Below are 25,097 nucleotides of genomic sequence, written 5' to 3'. Positions count from 1 at the left end.
AAAAAAAGGAGCTTGTTTTAAGCCCCTTTTATTTCTTATATTGAAAAATTAATTAATGATATTATCAATAGACTCTTTGAAACTATTAAATGAATTTTCTGTCATATAATATCTGTTATTATCATTGTTATTTGCTATTTCATAATTATTGTCATCAAGTTTATTCAATACTTCATAAGATATATTTCCATTCAAAGCCTGTATATTGATTTTATATAATGATGTATTTTTATTTATATTATCATTAGTTATTAAGCCGTCAGCATTTAAATTTGCCAAAGTGAATACGCTTGTATAAATATCATTTCCTTGTACTGTATTATTATTCCAATTTTTTATCCAAGTATTATTGGTATCATTTGTGTTTTTTGATAATGTATATGAATTATTATTATATTCTATAGTGATTTGTTCTATATCATCATTACGAATTTGTGATATGGTTTTATTTATTAGATCATTTTCTGTTTTATCGAATATATCTTTAGGATTTGTAGAAGTATTTCCAAGAAGATATATATTATTGTCATTATTTATTTTAGCATATACACTATTTCCAAAAGTTGATTTCATACCAAATTTTATATTTCTTACTTCTTTTGAAGAATTATCTAAAGCTGAAACAGTTAATGATTCTTCATTGGATAATTTATATTTTGATATGCTGTTATCATCTCCTCTTGAAACTATTTCTATAGGCTGTATAGTACTTAATGCATTTGTAATTGAAGTTACTAAATTATCATCAGCATTATATTTATCATTTACAGTCCATTTGTTATCATTATATTTTATAGATATAGTCTCATTTGCCCCTCTTTTTATAGTTATTTCAGATATATTTGAATTTATCTTTTTTAGTTCAGGCAATGAATATCCTCTGTTTTTCATAAAAGTTATTGCGATTAATATTATTATCAAAATTACAATTATAGATGATAATGTTATATATTTTTTAGTTATATTATTATTCATGTTTTATTACCTTTTTATAGTTTTTATTAATATATATAACTATCTAATCATAAAAATAGTAAATAGTTATATCATTGGTTTTTATTATTCATATTAAGAACATTTAAATAATTTTCTAATATTAAAGTTGCGGCAATTAAATCATTAGCTTTATTTTTAACTTTTTTCTTTTTTCCTCTCAATATAAAATCAGCCTCTTTAGAAGTACCATATTCATCAACAAATACAATATCAACTTTTACGCTTTTTAGAAGAAACTCGGAAAATCTTCTTATTTCAGCACACCAATCGCTTTCTTTTCCTTCATCTGATAAAGGAAGCCCAAAAACAACAGTGTCTATATTTTTTTCTTCTATTATATCCATTAAAGCACGTTTTACTTTTCTTGCATTGCTTTCTTCTATGAGCCTGCATGGAAAAGGAATTTTGATATCCATATCCATAAAAGCAGTACCTGTTTTTTTTCTTCCGAAGTCAATACCTAGTACCATAACTTTATCTGCTTATTGTTAATTTTCTTCAACAGTGATAATATCATATTTTTTGAAATCATGTACTCCTGATTTTATATAGGCGTTATCTATATTTCTAATATTATCAACTTCTACAAATTCATTTTCTTCTGTTTTTATAAATAGTTTGAATCTATTATCATTATGATTTATAAAATCTTTTCCTATATATATTAAATCGTCTCCGTTTTTTATAGTATTGTATACTGTAATTTTTGCATATTCCTCGCTGTCATCAGAAATCATACCCATAAGTCTTCTGCCTTTTAAATATCCTTTTAATGTAGGTTTTATATTATCTCTTCCGAAATAGAATCCTGTATCGCTTTCTCTTCTGCTTATAGTATCAAGCTCTTTCAAATAACTTGCTATAGGCTCTTTTTTTATTGCTTCAGGGTATGAATCATATCCTATTCTATCAAGCAAATCTAATAATATCCTATAAACTCTCACAGTGTTAGCTACATAGTATACACTTTTCATTCTGCCTTCTATTTTTATAGAATCGATACCTGCTTTCTGAAGTAAATGAAGATATTCAGCCATTTGTAAATCTCTGCTGCTTAATATTGTAGTGTGATTTTCTCCTTCTTCAATTTCCATGAACTCTCCAGGTCTTGTTTTTTCTTCTATATATGTTTTGAAATTCCATCTGCAAACTTGAGAGCATTCTCCTCCGTTAGCATCTCTGTTATTTAAAAAGTTAGAAAGAAGGCATCTTCCTGAATATGACATACATACAGCACCATGCACAAAACTTTCCAATTCTAAATCAGTATTATCTCTTATTTCTTTTATCTCATCTAAAGAAAGTTCTCTAGCTAATATTATTCTGCTTGCCCCCAAACTTTCGTACATTTTGCATGAATAACTATTTGTAACGGATGCCTGAGTGCTTATATGAATAGTTGCTTCAGGTATTGTTTCTTTAACTATTCCAAGTACTCCTAAATCAGATATTATGAATGCATCTATATTTAGATTCTGTATTTCTTTTAAATATGCTTTTAAATTATTTTTATCATACTCATGCAGGAAAGCATTTAAAGTTAAATACATTTTTTTATTTAATTTTTTAGCTAATTGTGCACACTCGGCAAGTTCATCTATAGTTGTATTTTTGCTTTGATGTCTTAAATTAAATAATGCTCCGCCTATATATGCAGCGTCAGCTCCATAATGATATGCCACTTCCAATTTTTCTTTATTTCCGGCAGGTGCTAAAAGTTCCATTTTTATATCCTATTAGTTTTTAATGCGGTTTATTTTATATCAAAATGAATAAAAAGTATATATTTAATTTTTATTATTGTTATATAAATATTTACAAATATATAGTATAATATATGTTGTAAATATAGGGGTAAATTATTTAGGGGTAAATTATGAATGAGGAAGAATTAATACAATTAAAGGAAAATTTATTTAATGGTGAATATGCTGATATATTGAAGCCATTATCATCGGGAAATGTTTTTTTGGCCAAGTCTGTATTAACTTCTTATATAAAAGATTTTTCATCTAAACGTAAACTACAGGCCATAGCATTATTCACTTCTAATAATTATAATTTTTATTATGAAGATGATGGGAGTGTTTTAAGAGTTATAGAAGGATTAATTAATAATAAGAATATAAGTGCTATGGATAATATAAGTTTTGATTTAACTGTAAATAATGCTTTATTATATGGAGATTTTTTAAGATTTGTATATGCATTATATTTTGGAGGACTTAAAGAAGAGCTTACTATTTTATTAAATAGAATGCATGAGTTTATATTAATTATAACTAGCAATATTGTATTGAATTTTAAAATAGCAAATTTGGCTGATAAATTAAGTATATATATAACTTCTTCTATATATAGATATATATTCGATGTGTTCAGTGATTTTTATGATATATATGGGGATTTACAGAATAGAGCAGATGTTATGTATCATAAAAGCTATATAACCTGCAATGTTATGTCTGATTATAAAGCTTTGGTTGGCCCTGATTTAATAAAAACGGCTTTATGTTTTGAAGATATAAAAGATTTTGAGAAGTCTGAAAAAATATATGAATCTATTATCATAGATTTTGAGTATGTATTGTCTGAGATAATGTGCAATTTCGATAATTATAATGTAAAAAATAAAGCTGAGGATTATGTAGCTTTAATTTCTTTATGGCAGGCTTGTAATGGTATAAACAGATTAGAAAATATTAATAAATATGATTCTAAAATAGAGTCAATAGAAGAAGCAATTAATAAACTTAATTCTATTTGAATAGATATTATGGATTATAAAATGGATAAAAGATTAGAACTGCTTTTAAATGAGTCTGACGAAATATTTAGTAATATGAAAGAACTACATTTTTTAGATGATAAAGATGCAAATATATTTCTAAATAAGTTGGAAGAATATCCTCATGCATTTGTTTTAGGATGCTTGATGGATGTTCAGATTAGTTCTAAAAAAGCATGGATTATACCGTATAAAATATATAAAGATTTAAATAATTTTGATATATATGAATTAAATAAAAAAGGTTTAGATTATTATAAAAACTTTTTTAATAAAAATAAACTTCATAGATTTAATAATGATAAGGCGGAAATATTTTATAATGCAATTGAGAGAATAATAAAATATTATGATGGAGATGCTTCAAAAATATGGAAAGATAATCCAAGCAGTTCTTCAATAGTTTATAAATTTTTAGAATTTAGAGGATGCGGTCAGAAGGTTGCTAATATGGCAGCTAATACATTGGCAAATCAATTTAAAATAAAAATGAATGACTATAGCAGTATAGATATTTCTGCAGATGTTCATGTTATTAGAGTTATGTACAGACTTGGATTTATAGAATTTGAAAGATATAATCAATTAGAAAATGATAAAAAGAAATTATTAGTTATTTATAAGGCAAGAGAATTGAATCCTCAATTTCCTGGAAAAATAGATTTTGTATGCTGGAAATTAGGCAGAGATTATTGCCATGAAAATAATCCTGATTGTAATAAATGTTATATGAATAAAGTATGTGAAAAAAATATTAATTAATATGATGATTTATCAAAGTTTAATAAAATATCATTTTTACATTTTTTAATATTTTGGTATTATTTTATATAAGTTTGAATTTTTATATGAAAAGGAGTTAATATGATAATAGGATTTATTGGTGCAGGTGCTATGGGCGGAGCTTTAATAGAAGGCTTTATCAAATCTGGAATAGAGTATACCAATATTGTAGCAAGCGTAAAAACTATGGAAAAGAAAGATTATCTTGAAAAGAATCTTGGAATAAAAGTTTATAATGATAATAGAAAGGCTGCAAGCGAGGCTGATATTTTATTTTTGGCAGTTAAGCCTTATATGATTCCGGCTATTGCTGCTGAGATATCATCTTCTATTAAGGTTGGCGCCACTATCGTAAGTGTTGCAGCTTCTGTATCAAAAAAAGATTTATCAAGATATTTCAGCGGAAGCAGAATAGTGAGGATAATGCCTAATACCCCTGTTAAAACTTGCAATGGTTTTATATCAGTTGTTGAAACAGAAAATAAAGTTGTTGAGAACGGTGTTGTTGAGTTATTGAAACGTGTTGGAATGGTTAAGGTAATTAAAGAAGAACAAATACATGCTTATAATGCTATGGCCGGCTGTTCTCCTGCATTTATGTATATATTAATAGAAGCTATGAGTGATGCAGGAGTTGTTATGGGAATAGATAGAAAAACATCTATAGAAATGGCGTCGCAAGTTTTTAAAGGAACTGGTGCTATGGTATTAGAATCAGGAAAACATCCGGCACAATTAAAAGACGGAGTATGTACTCCTGGAGGACTTACTATAAAAGGAGTTGAGGTTTTAGAGGAAAAAGGACTTAGAAGCGGACTTATAGAAAGCGTTATTGCAAGTTATAATAAATCTATAGAAAGTGAAAAAAAGTAAGAATTGTAGTATAAAATACTGCTTTTTTACAATTATTTATTTATAAAAGATAATATTGTAATAATCAAATTAAAAAATTCTATTTGACTTTTTTAACTCAATTATTATAATATGAGTATAAGATACTTGGAGAACATTATGCCTAAGAAGACAATTTTAGTTTTAGATGATGAAAAAAGCATTAGAACTCTTTTTGAAGAAGAGTTTAAAGATGAGGGATATGATGTAGTATCCACCGATAGTGGGGAAGAAGCTTTAGAAATGCTTGATAAAGGTACTCCTCATATTGATTTAATAACATTAGACATAAAAATGCCTAAAATGGATGGGTTAGATTTTTTGGCTAAGGTTAGAGAAAAACATAGAGAGCTTCCTATTATAATATGTACAGCATATAATAATTATAGACATGAGTTTTCTGTTTGGAATGCTGATGGTTACATATTAAAATCAGGTAATCTTACAGAGATTAAAGATAAGATAAAAAGACTTATAGGTTGATATTTTATGCCCCATATCCGTAAAGACCCTGTAACAAAACAGTCCGTAATCATTTCATCCGAGAGAACAGGAAGACCTAGCGATTATGTAAATTCAACTGAGAGACATGTTGCTAATTCTGAACTTAGCTGTCCTTTTTGCCGAGGACATGAAATGAAAACTCCGGATCCTGTTTATACTGTTTATGCTGAACAGGAGGAAATTTGGCAGGTTAGAATCGTACCTAACAAATATCCTATAATATCTGAAACCCATAAAAATGAATTGCCTAAAGAGAATGAACTTTTTTATGCCAGCAGTTCTAAGGGTTTTCATGATGTTATTATAGAACATCCCAATCATTACTTTAATTTTTATCATGCACAAACAGAAGATTTTTTCTACATTTTTAAAGCTGTTATGATGAGGCTTAAAGATTTAGGAAAAAATGAGGATATGATGTATAGTCTGTATTTTAAAAATTTTGGGCCGGAAGCAGGGGCAAGTCTTTATCATTCACATTCTCAGATTATAACCACTCCTTTTATACCAGTTCAGATGTATGAGGAGATAAGCGGTGCATTAGACTATTATGGTAAAAATGGAAGATGCGTATACTGCGATATAATAAAAGAAGAGAAATCATTAGATGAAAGAGTGATATGCGAAAATAAAAGCTTTATAGCTATATCTCCATTTGCTTCAAGATCTCCATATCAGATATATGTAATTCCAAAAGATCATTCTGATAGTATTATACATACTTCTAGTTCTAATATTTTAGATTTTTCAAGTATATTAAAAGATGTATTTGACAGATTGTATAAGCTTTTGGGTGAAGTTGGTTTTAATTATGTACTTCATACTCTTTTGCCTACACTTGAAAATAAATACAAAGATTCCAGCCATTGGTTTTTAGATATAATGCCTAAAATGAGTAAATTGGCAGGATATGAGTTAGGAAGCGGAGTATTTATTAATTCTATTACTCCTGAAGATGCTACTTTGCAATTAAAAAATATATAATAATAAAAAATATATTATTATAATAATACTATATAGTCTCTGGTAATAACAGCATCATAATTTTTATAGCCTAATATTTTAAGTATATCATCAGAGTGATGTCCTATTATTTTCTGAACATCATCAGAATTATAATTAACTATTCCCCTTGCAAACTCTGTACCATTTTCATCTATTATACTTACTATATCGCCTTTTTTAAAGTTATTAATTACTTTTGTTATTCCTATAGGTAAAAGACTTGATTCTTTTTCTAAAACAGCCTTTTTAGCTCCAGCATTAACTATTAATTTTCCTATTATAGTTGTAGCATAAGCAATCCATCTTCTTTTAGTTGAAAGTTCATTATCTTCTTCAACAGGATAGAATATTGTTTTATCTTTTGTCTCAAAAATATCATTGAGAACATTAGGTCTTTTTCCATTAGCTATAAACAATGCACATCCTGATCTTGTAACTATTTTTGCAGCCTGAAGCTTTGTTTTCATTCCGCCTCTTCCGCCTTTTGAAGCATCAAGACCTAGATTCTCTATTTCTTTTGTAACTTCAAATACTTCATGTATAAATTTAGCATTAGGGTTAGTTTTAGGATTATCATCATAAAGCCCATTTATATCTGAAAGTATTATAAGTAAATCAGCATCTAATTCGCTTGCTACTAATGCTGAAAGTTTATCATTATCTGAAAAACTTATTTGAGTAACATCGTATAATTGTTTAAGCTCATCGCTTGATACTGTATCATTTTCATTTATTATAGGCACAACTTTATATTTTAAAAGCATACTCAAAGTAGAGTGCAAATTTAAATATCTTCTTCTATTGGAGAAATCTTCTTCAGTTAAAAGTATTTGAGCAGTAACTATATCGAATTTTGAAAATCCGTCTTCATATATAGACATAAGCTGAGATTGCCCTATGGCAGCACAAGCCTGTTTCAAAGCAACTTCATCTAAATCTGTTACATTAATTTTTTTAGCACCTAATCCCACAGCTCCTGAAGTAACTATTAAAACTTCTTTTCCCATTCTGTGAAACTTTGCTATAGCTTCTATAAACGAATATATTCTAGCTAAAGATATATATCCTTCATCATTCCTCAAAACATTCGTACCGAATTTGAATACTATTCTATTTACATTATTTAAATCTATATTTTTCATACTGATTATTATAAATGATATAATAAAAAAATAAAGATTTAATTTATAATTATTTTAAAATAGTTTTATTTATTTCCCCATACTCCGCCAAATTTGAAACTCATACCCAAATAAAAATCATTATCTACAGTATAATGTCCGCCATTTTTTGCCTCATAAGAAATAACTCCAACTTGATATCTATCCTCTAATTCATAATATTGATAATTATTTTTATAAACAGGATCATAAGTAAATGTATCTGAAATCATTATTTTAAAATCATCAGTTATATTGAATGTTATTCTTAAGAAAGCTCTATATTTTAGCTGGTAAATATCTTCAGCATTAGAATATATATTATTATCATGTATTCCAAAATGAGCAGTTATATCAAATTTCCATAATCTTCTAGCTTCAAAAAATATAAATCCGCTCATACCATAATAAGGCTCATTTCCATTGAATGTTTGTACGGAAAAATCAGTATAATATCCTCCATTATAATGATGATCATTTGTATTTTCCTGACCTGGAAAATATTGATTATGAGTTCTTATTCCATGTCTGAACCAAAAACCTTCTAGTCCTACAGTAAATCTTCCATCTCTTCCATTTTTGAAATAGAAAAATGCATTAACACTGTCTCCCCATTCTTTTATCGGTATTGAGCCTATTTCTGTAACAATTCCGGCAACTCCTGTATTTATATAATCATTACTATAGGCTACTTTAGCCATTAAACCTTTAGAGGAATTGGCATCTAGCCCCATTTCACCATTAACCATACCTACACCTATAAATACTCCGAAGAAATTAGCTTCTACCATTATTCCTGTATCGTATCTTGGTATAAACTGAGTATCATAGCCTATAGGCATATCTCTAGGTCCTGAAAGCACCGTTGCTTTATTGCTGCTTACAGTATGATAATAGAATAATGTTGGAAAATATGATGTCATAGGTATGTTTTTTGTATATGGTTCTAAAACTCCTGCCCTTATGCCTACATATTTAAAATTAACAAATATATTCATTTTAGAGAAGTCAAATACAGGAGGAGACATATCTTTATAAAATCTTGCTTTATGAGATAATGGCTCATAAAATCTGGCATTGAATGCTGCTTCTATAGATGCATATTTATATTGTTTTATATAATGCAAATCTCCGTATAATAAAACACCTAAAGTATCTTCATTTCCTGTTTGTTCTATTAAATCGCTCATTCTTCCATAAGCAACCATCTCTAAAGATGCTGATAATTGTCCGTATCTTTTTATGTCATTGGTGTTTGTAGTTTGTGAATATGCTTTATTACCAATACTAATTAACATAATACAAAAAATAGTTAAATAAAAAGAATTGATTTTACTTGTTAAAACTTTATAGTGTGCTTTATTATAGTTATCCATAAAAATCTCCTTTAAAATATTAGATATATTATTTTATATATTACAATATATCAAGTATTGTAATATGAAAATTATTATATAAATTGTTGTATATTTTTAAATATATACTATAATTTATAGAAATTATAATAGAATTGAGGGTATTTCTATGAAAAAAGTATTTGTTGCGGTTAGTTTGTTTTTATTTAGCTTTATGTTATATTCACAAGACATCACAAATTCAGAAACTTCTCAAAATAATATACTTACAAACTCCAACAATGAATTTTTTGATTATATAGAAAAAGGTGATATTAATAAAATTAGAGAATTATTAAAACAAGGTACAGATGTTAATGGTACAAATTCTGAAGGATGGTCTGCATTACATGTGGCAGTTAAAGCTAATAATACAGCAGTATTAAAAGAATTATTATCTCAAAAGTGGATTGATATGAACCCTGTACTTCCTGTTGATACTATATTAATGGATGGAGATAATAAATGGTATGCTGATGGTCAGACACCTCTTTTGCTTGCTTCATATTATGGATATGCTGATATAGTTAATATGCTTTTAAGTTATGGTGCTGATGTTCTTGCTAAAGACAGTATAGATGATGCTATGGCTGTACATATTGCTTCAGCAAGAGGAAACGCTAATGTTGTTTCTGTGATATTAGATTCTTCTGCTGCAAGAAGTGCGGGTATAGATATAGTTAATGTTGGTGATAATACAGGAACTACTCCATTAATGTGGGCTTCTATGAATAATCAGGTAACAGTTATATCAGCATTGATTAAATTTAAAGCAGATGTTAATTTCCAAGATGATGATGGTTGGACAGCTTTGCATTTTGCGGCAGCTTCTGATAGTTACAGAGCGGTAGAAATACTTTTGAAAAATAAAGCAGATGCTAATATAGCAGATATAGAAGGAAAAAAGCCTGTAGATATTACTACTGATACTGATATAAAAGAATTACTTAATAAATATACTTCTGCTGAAACTGAAAATAACAATACAGCAGAAAAATAATAATAAATATTATTAATATATAGATTTAATAATAATTTTAATTTATGGAAGCTAAAAAATTACAGAGATTTAGTGAATACAGTATGTCAACATATTTGCTTTGTCCTAGAAAGTATAGGTATACTTATATAGAAAAGCCTTTTAAAAAGCAAAAGAGAAGTGTTAATGTTTACTTTATATTCGGTAATGCTATACATTTGGCATGTAAAGAATTTTATGAACAGCGTGCAGAAGAAAGAACTTTAGATAATCTATATAATATATTCAGAAATGTATGGAAAAGAAGCGGTATAAGGGCTTTTTTTAATAGCAGAGAAGAAGAAAAGGAACTTGGAGAGCGAGGACTTTATATGCTTTCTAATTTCTTTAATTCATTTGGACAGAAAGTACCTTATAAAATAGAAAGCTATATGGAAAATAGAGTAAGAGATTATATTTTATTTGGAAGGATAGATAGAATAGATTTATCTGCTGATGGAACATTACAGATTGTAGACTATAAAACTACAAAGTATTATGATGTAGGCGAGGATAATGAGGAGAGAGATAGAAAAACCATACAGCTGAAATTATATGCTTGTATATTGGATGGGCTTAAATGTAAGGTTACTAGCGGTTCTTATTATCATTTTGAAGATGATAAATTAGATACTATAGAATTTACTCCTGAATCTATTAATTATTTAAGAGAATGGTTTGACGAAATAGTTGATGATATAAGGTATGACAGAGCTTTTGATAAAAAGGTTGGAAGGCATTGTGAGTTTTGTGATTTCTTCAAATTATGTCAGGGTAAAGAAGATAATGTTGAAAATTTGGTTCTTCCTTCAGATGAATTATTTATGGCTAATATAGAAAATTCTCATAATAATTAAAATCTTAATTATATAGCTTCATAATTTTATAAATTGACAATTATAAATATTTTTATTATATTAACTATGTATTATGTAAAATATAGGTAAAATTTATGAGTATTCATCATAGTAAAGAAGATTCTAAAGAAAGTATAATCAAAAAAAAGAAAAATAAATTTAGAATAAGATATTTAACATTAGAAGATTTAGATGATTTTAATAATCTATTAAGATATGCATTTCAAGTGAGCAATAATGAACTTATAAATCTTGGTTATGAGATTGATGAAATAAAACAGGCTAAATCTGCTGTATTAAGCAAGGCTAAAGTTTTGGGTTGGTTTGACGGTGAAAAGCTTGCTTCTCAAATTGCTGTTTATCCTATGAGAATGAATATACATGGCGTTATATATAAAATGGCTGGTATTACAGGTGTTGCCACTTATCCTGAATATTCTAATCTCGGACTTATGAATGATTTGATGATAAAGAGTATTGAGAACATGAAAAAAGAAGGTCAGACTATATCTGTATTATATCCTTATTCAATACCATTCTATAGGAGAAAAGGTTGGGAGATCATTTCTGATAAAATGAGTTTTGAAATAAAAGATACTCAGCTTCCAAAAACTATAACTAATAAGGGGAGGGTAGAGAGAGTTGCTTCTGACAGTGAGGATTTAATAGAGCTTTATAATGAATTTTCTCATACAAGGCATGGTGCTTTGATTAGGGGTGATTTAGAATGGGAAGAGTATTGGAGATGGGATGTAGATGATACAATAGTTGCAATATATTATAATGAAAAAGAAGAGGCTAAAGGTTTTTTAGTTTATGTAATAGAAAATGATATATTTCATATAAAAGAACTTGTTTATCTTAATTTTGAGGCTAGGCTTGGACTTTGGAATTATATATCTGCACATTTCTCTATGGTGGATAAAGTTCATGGATATAATTATACTAATGAGCCTATTGCATTTTTGCTTGAGGACAGTGAAATAAAAGAAACTATAAGACCTTATATAATGGCAAGAATTACTGATGTCAAAGGGTTTATTAATGATTATCCGTTTTTGAGAAAGCCTAAAAATAAAAAAATCAATTTAATAATAAAAGATAATATGGCTAAATGGAATAATGGTAGCTTTTTAATTTATTGGGACGAGAATAAAAATACCGTTTGTAAAAGACTTAATAAAGAATATAAAAGAAACGGAAAAGACAGATACATTATAAGAATGAATATTCAAACTCTTACAACGATGCTTATGAGTTATAAATCTCCTTCTTATCTGTATAGAATAGGAAGAATAGAATCAAGCATAAAAGGAATAAATTTATTAGAATCTATTATACCTAAAGAGCAGGTTTATTTTTCTGATTATTTCTAAGTTTATAATAATTATATTTCTTTGACAATTTATTATGTTTTTATTATAATAGTACTATGAAAGAGATTAATAGACTTAATGATTTATTTGTACGATATCTAATCGGTACTGAAGGCGATGAAGATATATTAGAAAATATTGTTAATGCTGTTTTAAATGATGTGGGTTTTGAATCTGTAAGTAATCTTGAAATTATTAATCCTTACAATTTAGCAGAAAATGAAAATTTAAAAGAGTCTATACTTGATGTTAAAGCAAAAACTAAAGATGGTAAAAAGATACTTATTGAAATACAGTTGATAGGAAATAATAATTTTATAAAAAGAATCTTATATTATATAGCTAAAAATATATCTTCTGAATTAAAAGAGAATGAAAATTATATTAATATAAGTCAAATGATTAGTATTAGTTTCTTGAATTTTAATTTAAAAATAGGAAGTGAAAGTGATATAAAAAGAGAGCATAAATGTCTTCAATTATCAGATATTAATAATCCTAGTCTTAAATTAGATGATTTTCAAATACATTTTATAGAGATTAAGAGATTTGCAGAAATATTAAAAAATGCTAGTATAGATGATTATAATAAGAATAAACTTTTATCTTGGATTGATTTTTTCACTGCTAAAGATTTAGAAAAAAGCATTAATAAGTTAATAGGAGGTAATGATATAATGTCAAAAGTTATGGATAAATATAAAAGATTTGTAGCCGATGAAAAAGAGATGTCTGCCTATAATGAAAGAGACACTTTTCTTTATGGACAGGCTGCTATGCTTCAATATGAGAGAGAAGAAGGAAAAAAAGAAGGTATAGAAATAGGTATTCAGCAAGGTATAAAAGAAGGTATTGAACAGGGTATTGAACAGGGTATTGAACAAGGAGAAAAAAATAAAGCCATATCTATAGCTAAAAGTCTTAAAAAATCAGGTTTAGATAATAAATTTATAAGTGAAAATACAGGATTAACTATAGAGGAAATAGAGAAACTTTAATATAAATTTATGGAAGTTAAAATTATAGATACTGCTTATGGCGGATATGGAATTGCAAAAGATGAAAATGGAAAGGTTATATTTATACCTCATAGTGTTGAAGGCGATATATTAGATATCACTATAACTAAAGAAAGTAAAAAATTTTCTTATGCATCTATAAATAAAATAATAGAATCTTCTCAGTTTAGAATAAACCCAAAATGTAAATATGCCGGTATTTGCGGAGGATGTTTATTTAATCATATAGAATATAATAAACAATTAGATACAAAAAAGAATGTTGTTTTAAATGCTATTAGAAATATTGACTTTAATAATGATATAAAAATGATTTACGGTGAAAATATTAATTATAGGCTTAGAGTTAATATGATAGCTGATAATGGCAGAATTGGTTTTTATAGATTTAAAAGCAATGATTTTGTAAATATTGATGAATGTGTTATTTTAAAAGAAAGTTTATTTGATAAGATAAAGAATTTTGCATCTGAAAATAATATCACAGGAAATATTTATTCTATAGAAAATAATAATAATGAAGCTCTTGCATTTATTGAACTTAATAAAAAAATAAATATAAAATGTTTTGAAAAATATTTTAAAGGAATAACAGTAAAGCATAATAAAAATATTAAAAGTTACGGAAGTGATACTATACTATATAAAACTAAGTATGGTAATATTCCAATAGGGCATAAAACATTTTTCCAAAGTAATTTATATCTTCTTGATGATTTTCAGTATAATGTTATTAAATATTTAAGTGATAATGACAGTAGTATAGTTGAGCTTTATGCTGGAAGCGGATTTTTTACATCTGCTTTAGAAAATAAAATAAAAAGTTTTAATAATCATTATAAATTTATAGCTTCAGAGATAAATAAAGATTCTGTATTAATAGCAAATAAATATGATTTAAAAATAAAAAATGAAGATGCTTTAATAACATTAAAAAATATTGATTATGATATTGATGCTTTGATATTAGATCCTCCTAGAGAAGGAATGAATAAAAATGTGGTAGAAGAAATAATAAGGATTAAGCCTAAAAAAATTATATATGTTTCATGCGACCCTATGACTTTTGCCCGCGATATTAATCTATTAAAAGAGTATTATAATTTATCAGATTTAAATATTATAGATATGTTTGCTGATACTTATCATATAGAGCTTATTTCTTTTTTAGAATATAAAGATTGAATATAATATTTTAATTCTTGTTATTAATATGTTACATGATATAATTAATCAAATAAATATAAAATTGGAATAAATCAATAATGATAAATAAAAAACTCATAGAAAGAAATAATTTAGATACTGTATTAAACAAATATAGAGAAGAAAATAAAAAAATAGTATTTACAAACGGCTGTTTTGATATACTTCATAGAGGACATGTGGAGTATTTACAAAAGGCTAGAGAGCTTGGTGATTTGCTTATTCTAGGGCTTAATAGTGATGATTCTGTAAAGCGTTTAAAAGGAAATGACAGACCTATCAATAATGAAACTGACAGAGCCATTGTACTTGCTGCTTTAGAATGTATTAATTATATATCTATATTTGATGAAGATACACCGCTTGAATTAATAAAAATAGTAAAGCCGGATATTTTGGTAAAGGGCGGAGATTATAAAATAGAAGATGTTGTAGGCAGAGAATATTCAAAAGAAACAGTACTTATTGACTTTGTTGATGGATATTCTACTACTAATATTATAAAAAAAATTAATAGTTAAAAAATAATATTAATTAATAAAACTCGGAGGGGTAATATGATTATAGTAACAGGAGGAGCCGGATTTATAGGCTCTAATATAGTAAAGGGATTAAATAATTTAGGGATTGACGATATACTTGTAGTTGATAATTTGAAAAACGCTTCTAAACATAAGAATCTAAATAGAATTAAATTCAGAGATTATATAGACAAAGAAGATTTTAATTTGGATTATTTAACTTCATTTGTAAATAATAATAAAGTTGAAGCAATATTTCATCAGGGTGCTTGTTCTGATACTATGGAAACAGACGGCAAATATATGATGAAAAATAATTATGAATATACAAAGAATATTCTACATATTTGTTTGGATAAAAAAATAAGACTTTTCTATGCTTCAAGTGCCTCTGTATACGGAAATGGTGAGAATGGTTTTGAAGAAGATGAAAAGAATGAATATCCTTTGAATGTTTATGCTTTTTCAAAGTATCATTTTGACAGATATTTAAATAAATTATTCAAAGAAAATAAAGTAAATAGTCAGGTAGTTGGACTTAGATATTTTAATGTTTACGGACCTCAGGAGAATCATAAAGGAAGAATGGCTTCTGTTGCTTTTCATTTATTTAATCAGATAAAAGCAGGCGAGAGAATGAAAATATTTGAAGGAAGTGAGAATTTCTTAAGAGATTTTATACATATAGATGATGTTGTATCTGTTAATAATTTCTTTTTTGAGAATCCTAATAAATCTGGAATATTTAATTGCGGTACAGGAAATGCTGAGAGTTTTGTAGAAATTGCTAAGGCATTAAAAGAAGTTTATAAATCAGCTTCAATAGAATATATAGCGTTTCCAGATGCTTTGAGAGGCAAATATCAGAAATATACTCAGGCCGATTTGAAAAAACTTAGAGCAGCTGGTTATGATAAGCCTTTTATGAATGTTAATACTGGTGTAAAAAAATATGCTGAAGTTTTAGAAAAAAGCGGAGGATATATAATATAAAAAAGTTGTATAAAATGTTTTACGATTATGTTTGATAATGATTTTATATTATATATAAACTTTTTCAGGATTTTCTTATGAAAAAAATTATTTTTATTACATTTAGTATTTTATTTTTAGCATTGCCTTTATTTTCTCAAGATCCGGAGCAGTCAGCAAAACTTCTTGATTTAATAAATGAAGAAAGGCAAAAAGCAGGACTTGAGGCATATGAAACAAATGAAGATTTGCAAAAAGCAGCAGCTATTAGGGCAGAGGAGATATCAAAGGTTTTTGAATCTAAAAGACCGGACGGAAGTGAAATGCATACTGTATTTTCAGAAAATGGTATAATGGTAGCATATTATGGTGAATCTATAAGAACAGGATATGAAACAGCAAGCGGTATTTTTAAAGCTATGATTAAAGATCCAAATGATTCATCTTCTATATTAGATATGGATTACACACATATAGGTATTGGAATATATAAGAATGCTAAGAATACATATTGGGCTATTATTTATTGTTCTTTAGCAGAGTGAATATTATAATTATTTTGGAGTTAATATTATGAAAAAAATTATTTTTATTGCTTTTATTATTTTATCATTTGTTTTTGTATCATGTGAAAAAGATAAAGTTGAAAAAAGTATAGACAAAGTTACTGACAAAATAGAAAATTCAATTGATAAAGCAGGAGACAAGATAGAAAAAGCTAGTGAAAAGGCAGAAAAAGCTTTAGATGAAGCCGGAGAGAAAATAGAAGAGGTTATTGAATAATTTTATTAATTACTTAAAAATTAAAAATAATAAAGGCTTGGGTTTTTAATTAAACTCAAGCCTTTTATTATTGTTAGTTATTATTCTTTATTTATTTTCCTGATCTTTCTTGTATTCTATAGCTTCATGTACTATAGGAATCAATATATCAAAATCTAATGGTTTTTCTATAAGTCTGAATACTCCCTCTGCTATAATCTCTTTTACCATTTCAGTATTACCATAAGCTGTAATTATTATAATAGGTATAGAACTTTTTCTCTTTTTCATTTCTCTTATAAGAGCAAGTCCAGTCATAGAAGGCATAAGCAAATCTGTGATGATAACATCAACAGGATTATGTTCTAATATAGTTATTGCTGATTTACCATTTTCTGCTGTAACAATTTCAAAATCATGAGGTTCAAAAGTGTATTTTATAAGATCCCTAATAGGTTCTTCATCATCTACAGCAAGTATTAAAGGTTTACCATTAATCATATTTTACCCCAATTATTATTAAATATACTTAGATAATCTGTAAAGAACATTTTTTTTGCCTAGAAGTTCGCATATATGTGATAATTCACTTCCGGCAGCACTTCCTGTCAATACATATCTTATTGGGTGATATAGATTAGGACCTTTTAATCCTGTTTCTTTCTGTGCTTTTTTGATTAAAGCTTTCATGTATTCATCTGTAATTTCATCAGTATTTTCTATATCATTTTTGATGAATTGAAGAAGTTTTTTACTTTCTTCTTTGTTTACCATTTCTTTCATTTCATCAGTAAGCTCAAAATCATTTTCAAAGAATACAGGAACATATTTTACGATGTCAGATAAAACAACACAGTTATGTCTTATAACAGAAACAAGTTTTTTAGCCCAAGCATGTTCTTCTTCTGTGTAATTTTCTTTTAGGAAACCGCCATTAACCAAATATGGTATAAATAACTCTGTAATTTCATCTAAATTTGTATTTTTTATATGCCAAGCATTCAAATGTCTCAATTTTGCTGTATCAAAAATAGCAGGGCTTTTAGAGAATCTGTCTAATTTGAAAGCTTTGATCATATCATCATCAACCATAGTTTCCATAGCTTCTGGGTGAGTCCATCCAAGTAAAGCTAAGAAGTTTCTCATAGCCTGAGGTAGGAAGCCTTCATCTTTATATTCCATTAAAGTAGCAGCGCCATGTCTTTTTGATAATTTTTTTCTGTCATTACCAAGTATTGAAGAAGTATGTGCAAATCTAGGTACTTCAGCACCTAATGCCTGATAAATAAGTATCTGCTTAGGAGTATTTGATATATGATCTTCACCTCTAATAACATGCGTAATTTTCATAAGCATATCATCTATAACAACTGCATAGTTGTATGTAGGGAATCCATTTTCTCTTACAATAATGATATCTCCTATTTCATCACTATTAGTTTTTACTATTCCTCTAACAAAGTCATCAAAAGTTACTATTTGATTTTTTGGTACTCTGAATCTTATTTTAGCAGGTTCTCCGTTTGCTACTCTTCTTCTAGCCTCTTCTAAAGGTATATCCTTACATTTGCCGTCATAAATAATAGGCTGATTGAGAGTTCTCTGCATATTAGATTTTTTTTCTAATTCTTCAGAAGTACAAAAACAATAGTATGCTTTTCCTTCTTCCATAAGTTTTTCAGTGTATTTTTTATATATATCTAATCTTTCAGACTGAAAATACGGACCATAATCTCCGCCAACTTCAGGACCTTCATCCCAATCTATACCAAGCCATTTTAATGATTTTATAGCCATATCAACAGCTTCTTTAGTGCTTCTTTCCTGATCTGTATCTTCTATTCTTAGAATTAATTTTCCTTTTATAGCTTTAGCATATAACCAGTTAAATAATGCAGTTCTTGCGTTTCCTATATGTAAAAAACCTGTTGGAGATGGAGCGAAACGAACTCTGATTTCCGACATAATTTACTCCTTGATTTTTAAACTTGACTTATTATACATTAAAATAAATAAATATCAATTAATATAACGGTTTTATGCAAAAATAAATTTTTAAGTAAATTTATTATTTTTTTGTATTATATGTATTGTTTTTTTGTTATATTATGTTTTAATTACTAATATATGAATATTTTTAATATAAAACTTGAAATATTTTTATTAATATAATATAATTAGATGCAATTCTATATTTGGTGTATTATGAGCAATATCGTTGTTATTACAGCCCCTTCGGCAGCCGGCAAAACTACTTTGATAAAAAAGTATATGGCTAATCATTCTAACGCAGTTTTTAGTGTTTCGCATACCACTAGAACTAAAAGAGCAAATGAAATAGACGGTAAGGACTATTATTTTGTAGATAAAGAAAAATTTGAGGAAATGATATCAGAAGGCGATTTTATAGAATGGGCATTAGTTCATGATAATTATTATGGAACTTCTTTCAAAGAATTAGAAAAAGCTGATGATGAAAATAATATTTTGATACTTGATATAGACATTCAAGGCGCCTTATATATAAAAAACAAGGGAATAGAGGCTAATTATATATTTATAACTCCTCCTTCTATGGAAATTCTAAAAAAAAGACTTGAAGATAGAGGAACTGAAACAGAAGAAAGTATAAAACTTAGAATTTGGGATGCCAAAAGAGAATTAGAATATAAAGATAAATTCGATATCATTATAGAAAATGATGATGTTGAAGAAGCTTATAAAAAATTAGAAGAAGCAATCAATTCAAAATTATAAATTTAAATTATATGGAGTTTAATATATGGGTATAATACCGTTAGAAAAACTTATAGAATATAAGGGTAATCGCTATGAACTTAGCAAAGCTATGATTGAATTGGCTAAAAACGGCGGTACTCTTCTTAAAGGTGAAACTAAATACAGAGGCGGAAAATATATACCTACTGTTATGAAAAACATACTTGACGGTAAAATTAAGTATGAATATGAAGAAGGTGTTGATATGACAGTAGATGAAGAAGCACCTTTTAAGCATTCTGAAGTTGCTTATGATGAAAATGAATATGCTTCAGAAGATGATACTTTAGAAGAAGAAAGCGATTCTGAATATATAGCTGCTGATTCAGATGATGATTATGATGACGATTATTCTGAAGATGAAGAAAAATCTAAAAAAAAGAAAAAATCTTCAAAGAAAAAAGATGAATAATAAATAGTGAAAAATATTGTATTTATATCAGGAGCAACAGCTTCAGGTAAAAGCAGTTTTGCTCATAAATTAATAGATAACTATTTCAATAATGCCGCCATAATATCTATAGACTCCATACAAGTTTATAGATATATGGATATAGGCTCTGCCAAACCTTCCCAACAAGAAATAAAAAAATACAATTATAAAATGGTTGATATATTAGAACCTTCTGTCAATTTCAATATAAAAGAATACCTTGATATATTTAAAGATGTGATAAATAGTATAGATAATATACCAATATTTGGTGTAGGAGGCACTGGATTTTATATAGATGCTATAAAATATGGTATTTTTGATGAGGAAAATGACAATCAAGAAGCTTCTCAGAAAATTAGAAAAGAACTTTATGATAGAATAGATAAATACGGACTTGAAAGTTTATATTCAGAGCTTTTGAATATTGATAAAGAAGCTGCAGAGAATATAGATAGATTTAATGCAAGGCGTGTTGTAAGGGCTTTAGAAGTTTATTATAACACTGGAAAAAAATTTTCAGAATTAAAAAAATTAAGAAAACCGGTTATTGATTTGGATTATTTGAGTTATGTTATTGATATTGATAGAGAAACTCTTTATGATAATATTAATAAAAGAGTTGACATAATGTTTGAAAAAGGCTTGCTTGATGAAGTAAAAAAAATTATTGATATGGGAATAGATAATAGTTATACATCAATGCAGGCTATAGGTTATAAAGAGATTTATGATTATTTGATAAATGAATCTATGAGTTTAGATGAAACTATTGAACTTATTAAAAAGCGTACAAGAAATTTTGCTAAAAGACAGCTTACCTGGTTTAGAAGAGAAGAGCATAGAAGAATTAATGAAAATGATATTGATAAAGTAGCTGAAGAAATAAAATCTTTTTATAATATTAAATAAATATTTATTAAATTTTTGAATTTCTTTTTGTAATATAAATTAAATATTCAATTCTAATGATTAAAAATAATTCTTTTTAGTTCATAATTTTTATATTTTGATTTTAGTTTTTTAAAATTATTAAAAAAATGAGCTATTAATATATAATATTTTAAATTAAATGAATTTTATTTTTTATTATTTATTATGTTTATTAATATATATTTAAAATTAAGGTTTTTAATATGAATTATGATAAAGCAAAAGAAGTTGTTGAATTATTAATACAAAGAGGATTGAAAGTAACATCAGCAGAATCATGTACAGGCGGATTATTTGCAGCACATATAACATCAGTATCAGGTTCATCTGAATGTTTTGAAGGCTCTTTTGTAACATATTCAAATAAAATAAAGCATAGAATGATAAATGTAAGTAATGAAACATTAGAAAAATATGGTGCAGTTAGTGAAGAATGTGTTTTGGAGATGGCAGAAAATAGCAGAAAAATAATGGGAAGTGATATATCAATAGCAATAAGCGGAATAGCAGGACCTTCTGGAGGAAGTGTTGAAAAGCCTGTAGGATTAGTATGGATATGTTTGGCTGCTCATGGATATATTAAGGCTTATAAAAATATATTTTCTGGAGATAGGCAAGAGGTAAGAGAGCAAAGTGTAATGTTTTCTTTGAATTTAATTGAAAGTTTCATAAAAAAATGTTAGGCTATAATAACATTAATATTAAAAGATGCAATTTAACAAAAAAAACTAAAAAGTCCAATATAAATTCAAAAAATATTATGTTTACTTGTTGACAAAAATAATTATGTAAACTAATATTCATAAAAAAGAAAAATAGTTATGTAAACCCTTAAATTTTTTATAAAGTAAACATAACTATATCCGATAAATTCTAAAGATAACTTTTATTAGGTGGTTTCTAATGCAGGACTTTATAAATAAATTGACAAGTCAAATAAAGAATATTTTTTCTAAGACAACAACATTGCAAAAAGCCGTGTTAATAGGTATTTTAGTAATAGGTCTTGGGGCAATAATAGCAACAATAGTGCTCACATCAAGAAGAACAGGAACATTATTGTTTCAGCAGGCATTGACTCAGGAAGATGCTAGAAATGTTATAGCAGTATTAGATGCTAATAACATAAGATACCAATACAGAAATGGTTTTATTACCCTCAATAGCGAAGCTGATAAGGCTAAAGCAGAATTAGAATTGGTAAAAGAGGGAAGAATGCCTACAGGAGTTGACGGATGGGAATTATTTGATGCTCCTCGTATAGGTATAACAGATGTTGAGCTTGATATTAATAAAAGAAGATCTTTAACTAAAGCTATAACTCAGCTTTTAACTAAATTAGATTTTGTACAGGAAGCTACAGTTGATTTAGCTTTCCCTAAGAAGGAATATTTAACAGACATAGATTCACCTGTTACAGCATCAGTAGTTATTAAAGCACAGCCTTTCAAAGAGGAAGTATTAAGAGATCCTAAAACAGTAAGAGGCTTACAGCAGTTAATAGCTATGGGTGTTGATAAATTAAAACCTGAATTTGTAACAATTACAGATAGTACAGGATATGTATTAACTGATTTTACAGATGAGGCAGCTAATTTGAAATTGAAAGTAGCTCAGGAAGAGTTGAAAATAGTTGATAGAGAAAGAAAGAAAATAGAAAATAAAATAAGACAAACATTAGGAAGAATATATACAAACAGAGTAGAAACAACAATAGCATTAGAACTTATTTGGGACGATGTAAGTATAACAAATAATTTAGTTCTTCCAATAATATTAAAAGAAGATGACCCTGCAACACCTTATGATGATAGCCAATTTACTAATAAGGTTCAGGTATCAACTCGTACAGTTACAGAGGATTGGAAAGGACAGCAGTTTATACCTCAAGGTGCAGCAGGAGCTGAAGAAAATGTACCTCCTGGATATAAAGATAAAAGTGATAGATGGCAAACATATACAAAAACTGATTCTCAAGATAACTATGAATTAAGTAAAAGATATGAAGCTATTAAAAAGGGAAGCTATCAAATAGGAAAAATATCAGCAGCAGTTGCTTTGGATGGAAGATGGACTAAGTCTTATGATCAAAACGGAGATCCTATAATAACTAATGGAACTTCTTATGTAAGAGAATATCATCCTGTAACAGCTGAGGAAATAAGAAATGTTACATCTTTAGTACAAGCTGCTATAGGTTATGATTTGAAAAGAGGCGACCAAGTAAGCGTAACACATATTCAGTTTGACCATTGGGATAGATTCAATGCTGAAGATGCTAAACTTATGAGAGATAGATTTATAAGAAAAACATTGATAATAACAATGATTTCTTTATTAATATTGTTCGTATTGGCATTAGCAATAAGAGCTATACAGAAAGAGCTTGCTAGAAGACGCAGACTTAGAGAAGAAGAGCTTGAACGTAAGCAAATGGAAATGCGCAGACAAGCTATGATGAATGCTAATGAAGAACCTATAAGTGAAATGAGCTTAGAAGATGCAGCTCGTAAGAAACTTATGGATGAGGTTATAAGAGTAAGTCATGAGAGACCTGATGATGTTGCTCAGTTGTTGCGTACTTGGATGGCTGATGATAAAAGCTAATTAAAGTTAATTAATGTAAATAATAAAATTGAGTATAATAAAAATTAGGAGTATAAATTATGCCTGCAGAGAAAGAAAAAGATAAAAAACAACGAGTGCTAAGCGGCCGTAAAAAAGTTGCTATATTTTTAGTATCTCTAGGAATGGAAACATCTAGTGAGATATTTAAGCACTTGAGAGAGGAAGAAATAGAGCAGATAACATTTGATATTGCCAGACTTGAAAATATAGAATCTGCTGACAAGGATGCTGTATTTAGAGAATTCCAAGAGATGATGATAGCTCAGGACTTCATAACTCAAGGCGGTATAGATTATGCAAGAGACTTGCTTGAAAGATCTGTGGGTAGTCAGAAGGCTAGCGATATAATCAATAGATTAACTTCTTCATTACAAGTTAGACCTTTTGATTTTATACGCCGTACAGACCCTGCTCACTTGCTTAACTTTATACAAGGTGAACACCCTCAAACTATAGCACTTATTTTGGCTTATTTGGAAGCACAAAAAGCTGCTAGTATATTGGGAGCTTTGCCTACAGAGATTCAGCCTGATGTAGCTAAACGTATTGCTATAATGGACAGAACATCTCCAGAGGTTTTAAGAGAGGTTGAAAGGGTACTTGAAAGAAAACTTTCTACTCTTGCTAGTGAGGACTTTACTTCTGCCGGCGGTATCGATTCTATAGTAGAAATTATTAACAGTGTTGATAGATCTACTGAGAAAAGTATTATCGAGAGTTTGGAGGAAGACGATCCGGAACTTGCAGAAGAGATCAAGAAACGTATGTTTGTATTCGAAGATATCGTATTGCTTGATGACAGAGCTATACAGAAGGTACTTCGTGAGGTTGATTCAAGCGATTTGGCTAAGGCGCTTAAGAGTGTTGATACAGATGCTCAGGATAAAGTTTACAGAAACATGTCCAAACGTGCTGCTGCATTGCTTAAAGAGGATATGGACTTTATGGGACCTGTTCGTCTTAAAGACGTTGAAGAGGCTCAGCAAAAAATCGTTAATATCATTCGTAAGCTTGAAGAGCAAGGTGATATCGTTGTTGCTCGTGCCGGTGAAGATGAAATGGTTGTGTGATTT

General features: G+C 27.8%; 27 protein-coding genes. 20 read left to right on the top strand and 7 right to left on the bottom strand.

Annotated features, from left to right (window positions below; translation table 11 throughout):
- Positions 1-48: 48 nt before the first annotated feature.
- The 3 genes from BHYOB78_RS07640 to BHYOB78_RS07630 all read right to left on the bottom strand — a co-directional run bounded on the left by BHYOB78_RS07640 (position 49) and on the right by BHYOB78_RS07630 (position 2,720).
- Entirely contained in the window at positions 49-975 is a 927-nt protein-coding gene (locus tag BHYOB78_RS07640; protein ID WP_012670239.1) for a DUF4340 domain-containing protein, read from the bottom strand.
- A gap of 71 nt (positions 976-1,046) precedes the next feature.
- The gene (gene ruvX / locus BHYOB78_RS07635) at positions 1,047-1,466 is read right to left on the bottom strand and encodes a Holliday junction resolvase RuvX (protein ID WP_012670238.1); all 420 of its coding nucleotides are present in this window, start codon (positions 1,464-1,466) and stop codon (positions 1,047-1,049) included.
- Positions 1,467-1,484: 18 nt separating this feature from the next.
- A complete protein-coding gene (locus BHYOB78_RS07630; protein ID WP_020063715.1) occupies positions 1,485-2,720 on the bottom strand; it encodes a peptidase U32 family protein in 1,236 nt (411 codons plus the stop codon).
- Between the two features lie 152 nt (positions 2,721-2,872).
- On the opposite strand from BHYOB78_RS07630, the gene BHYOB78_RS07625 reads away from it, so the two are divergent.
- The 5 genes from BHYOB78_RS07625 (at position 2,873) to BHYOB78_RS07605 (ending at position 6,946) form a co-directional block, all read left to right on the top strand.
- Entirely contained in the window at positions 2,873-3,763 is an 891-nt protein-coding gene (locus BHYOB78_RS07625) for a hypothetical protein (RefSeq protein ID WP_012670235.1), read from the top strand.
- A 21-nt stretch (positions 3,764-3,784) separates the two neighbouring features.
- Positions 3,785-4,546: an iron-sulfur cluster loop gene (locus BHYOB78_RS07620; protein ID WP_020063714.1), complete on the top strand. Its 762-nt coding sequence runs from the start codon at positions 3,785-3,787 to the stop codon at positions 4,544-4,546.
- A 102-nt stretch (positions 4,547-4,648) separates the two neighbouring features.
- The gene (proC, locus tag BHYOB78_RS07615) at positions 4,649-5,440 is read left to right on the top strand and encodes a pyrroline-5-carboxylate reductase (protein WP_020063713.1); all 792 of its coding nucleotides are present in this window, start codon (positions 4,649-4,651) and stop codon (positions 5,438-5,440) included.
- A 138-nt stretch (positions 5,441-5,578) separates the two neighbouring features.
- Positions 5,579-5,941, top strand: a complete 363-nt coding sequence (locus BHYOB78_RS07610) for a response regulator (protein WP_012670232.1) — start codon at positions 5,579-5,581, stop codon at positions 5,939-5,941.
- A gap of 6 nt (positions 5,942-5,947) precedes the next feature.
- Positions 5,948-6,946, top strand: coding sequence for a galactose-1-phosphate uridylyltransferase (locus tag BHYOB78_RS07605; RefSeq protein WP_020063712.1), 999 nt, complete (start codon positions 5,948-5,950; stop codon positions 6,944-6,946).
- A gap of 17 nt (positions 6,947-6,963) precedes the next feature.
- Here the strand turns inward: BHYOB78_RS07605 and proB are convergent, their stop codons facing one another.
- Together proB and BHYOB78_RS07595 are read right to left on the bottom strand one after the other, a co-directional pair.
- Entirely contained in the window at positions 6,964-8,109 is a 1,146-nt protein-coding gene (gene proB / locus BHYOB78_RS07600; RefSeq protein WP_012670230.1) for a glutamate 5-kinase, read from the bottom strand.
- A gap of 65 nt (positions 8,110-8,174) precedes the next feature.
- Complete coding sequence (locus BHYOB78_RS07595) at positions 8,175-9,425, bottom strand: hypothetical protein (protein ID WP_012670229.1); 1,251 nt, start codon at positions 9,423-9,425, stop codon at positions 8,175-8,177.
- A 226-nt stretch (positions 9,426-9,651) separates the two neighbouring features.
- Here BHYOB78_RS07595 and BHYOB78_RS07590 point away from each other — a divergent pair, with 226 nt between their 5' ends.
- The 9 genes from BHYOB78_RS07590 (at position 9,652) to BHYOB78_RS07550 (ending at position 17,273) form a co-directional block, all read left to right on the top strand.
- A complete protein-coding gene (locus BHYOB78_RS07590; protein WP_012670228.1) occupies positions 9,652-10,521 on the top strand; it encodes an ankyrin repeat domain-containing protein in 870 nt (289 codons plus the stop codon).
- A 44-nt stretch (positions 10,522-10,565) separates the two neighbouring features.
- A complete protein-coding gene (locus tag BHYOB78_RS07585; protein ID WP_012670227.1) occupies positions 10,566-11,396 on the top strand; it encodes a RecB family exonuclease in 831 nt (276 codons plus the stop codon).
- A 95-nt stretch (positions 11,397-11,491) separates the two neighbouring features.
- Positions 11,492-12,772 carry a GNAT family N-acetyltransferase gene (locus BHYOB78_RS07580; protein ID WP_020063710.1) on the top strand — a complete coding sequence of 427 codons (1,281 nt, stop codon included), beginning with the start codon at positions 11,492-11,494 and terminating at the stop codon, positions 12,770-12,772.
- 56 nt (positions 12,773-12,828) lie between these two features.
- A complete protein-coding gene (locus BHYOB78_RS07575; protein WP_020063709.1) occupies positions 12,829-13,770 on the top strand; it encodes an Rpn family recombination-promoting nuclease/putative transposase in 942 nt (313 codons plus the stop codon).
- 9 nt (positions 13,771-13,779) lie between these two features.
- The gene (locus BHYOB78_RS07570; protein ID WP_020063708.1) at positions 13,780-14,976 is read left to right on the top strand and encodes a class I SAM-dependent RNA methyltransferase; all 1,197 of its coding nucleotides are present in this window, start codon (positions 13,780-13,782) and stop codon (positions 14,974-14,976) included.
- A gap of 80 nt (positions 14,977-15,056) precedes the next feature.
- Complete coding sequence (gene rfaE2 / locus BHYOB78_RS07565) at positions 15,057-15,518, top strand: D-glycero-beta-D-manno-heptose 1-phosphate adenylyltransferase (RefSeq protein ID WP_020063707.1); 462 nt, start codon at positions 15,057-15,059, stop codon at positions 15,516-15,518.
- A gap of 36 nt (positions 15,519-15,554) precedes the next feature.
- Entirely contained in the window at positions 15,555-16,511 is a 957-nt protein-coding gene (rfaD, locus tag BHYOB78_RS07560) for an ADP-glyceromanno-heptose 6-epimerase (RefSeq protein WP_020063706.1), read from the top strand.
- Between the two features lie 77 nt (positions 16,512-16,588).
- Positions 16,589-17,035, top strand: a complete 447-nt coding sequence (locus tag BHYOB78_RS07555; protein ID WP_012670221.1) for a CAP domain-containing protein — start codon at positions 16,589-16,591, stop codon at positions 17,033-17,035.
- Between the two features lie 28 nt (positions 17,036-17,063).
- A complete protein-coding gene (locus tag BHYOB78_RS07550) occupies positions 17,064-17,273 on the top strand; it encodes a hypothetical protein (RefSeq protein WP_020063705.1) in 210 nt (69 codons plus the stop codon).
- Between the two features lie 87 nt (positions 17,274-17,360).
- Here the strand turns inward: BHYOB78_RS07550 and BHYOB78_RS07545 are convergent, their stop codons facing one another.
- Together BHYOB78_RS07545 and gltX are read right to left on the bottom strand one after the other, a co-directional pair.
- Complete coding sequence (locus tag BHYOB78_RS07545) at positions 17,361-17,753, bottom strand: response regulator (RefSeq protein WP_012670219.1); 393 nt, start codon at positions 17,751-17,753, stop codon at positions 17,361-17,363.
- A gap of 18 nt (positions 17,754-17,771) precedes the next feature.
- The gene (gene gltX / locus BHYOB78_RS07540; RefSeq protein ID WP_012670218.1) at positions 17,772-19,217 is read right to left on the bottom strand and encodes a glutamate--tRNA ligase; all 1,446 of its coding nucleotides are present in this window, start codon (positions 19,215-19,217) and stop codon (positions 17,772-17,774) included.
- Between the two features lie 240 nt (positions 19,218-19,457).
- Between gltX and gmk the strand changes: the two genes are divergently transcribed.
- The 6 genes from gmk (at position 19,458) to fliG (ending at position 25,094) form a co-directional block, all read left to right on the top strand.
- Positions 19,458-20,009 (top strand): guanylate kinase, encoded by a 552-nt coding sequence (gmk, locus tag BHYOB78_RS07535; protein WP_012670217.1) that lies wholly within the window; start codon positions 19,458-19,460, stop codon positions 20,007-20,009.
- A 25-nt stretch (positions 20,010-20,034) separates the two neighbouring features.
- The gene (locus BHYOB78_RS07530; RefSeq protein WP_012670216.1) at positions 20,035-20,442 is read left to right on the top strand and encodes a DNA-directed RNA polymerase subunit omega; all 408 of its coding nucleotides are present in this window, start codon (positions 20,035-20,037) and stop codon (positions 20,440-20,442) included.
- A 6-nt stretch (positions 20,443-20,448) separates the two neighbouring features.
- On the top strand, positions 20,449-21,375 hold the full coding sequence (gene miaA, locus BHYOB78_RS07525; protein WP_012670215.1) for a tRNA (adenosine(37)-N6)-dimethylallyltransferase MiaA: 927 nt from the start codon (positions 20,449-20,451) through the stop codon (positions 21,373-21,375).
- A gap of 224 nt (positions 21,376-21,599) precedes the next feature.
- Complete coding sequence (locus BHYOB78_RS07520; protein ID WP_020063704.1) at positions 21,600-22,079, top strand: CinA family protein; 480 nt, start codon at positions 21,600-21,602, stop codon at positions 22,077-22,079.
- Positions 22,080-22,299: 220 nt separating this feature from the next.
- Positions 22,300-24,003: a flagellar basal-body MS-ring/collar protein FliF gene (fliF, locus tag BHYOB78_RS07515; protein ID WP_020063703.1), complete on the top strand. Its 1,704-nt coding sequence runs from the start codon at positions 22,300-22,302 to the stop codon at positions 24,001-24,003.
- Positions 24,004-24,062: 59 nt separating this feature from the next.
- Complete coding sequence (gene fliG / locus BHYOB78_RS07510) at positions 24,063-25,094, top strand: flagellar motor switch protein FliG (protein ID WP_020063702.1); 1,032 nt, start codon at positions 24,063-24,065, stop codon at positions 25,092-25,094.
- Positions 25,095-25,097 lie beyond the last annotated feature (3 nt).

This window comes from Brachyspira hyodysenteriae ATCC 27164 (genome assembly GCF_001676785.2).
GTDB lineage: Bacteria > Spirochaetota > Brachyspiria > Brachyspirales > Brachyspiraceae > Brachyspira > Brachyspira hyodysenteriae.
This window is presented reverse-complemented; position numbering and strand designations above follow the sequence as displayed.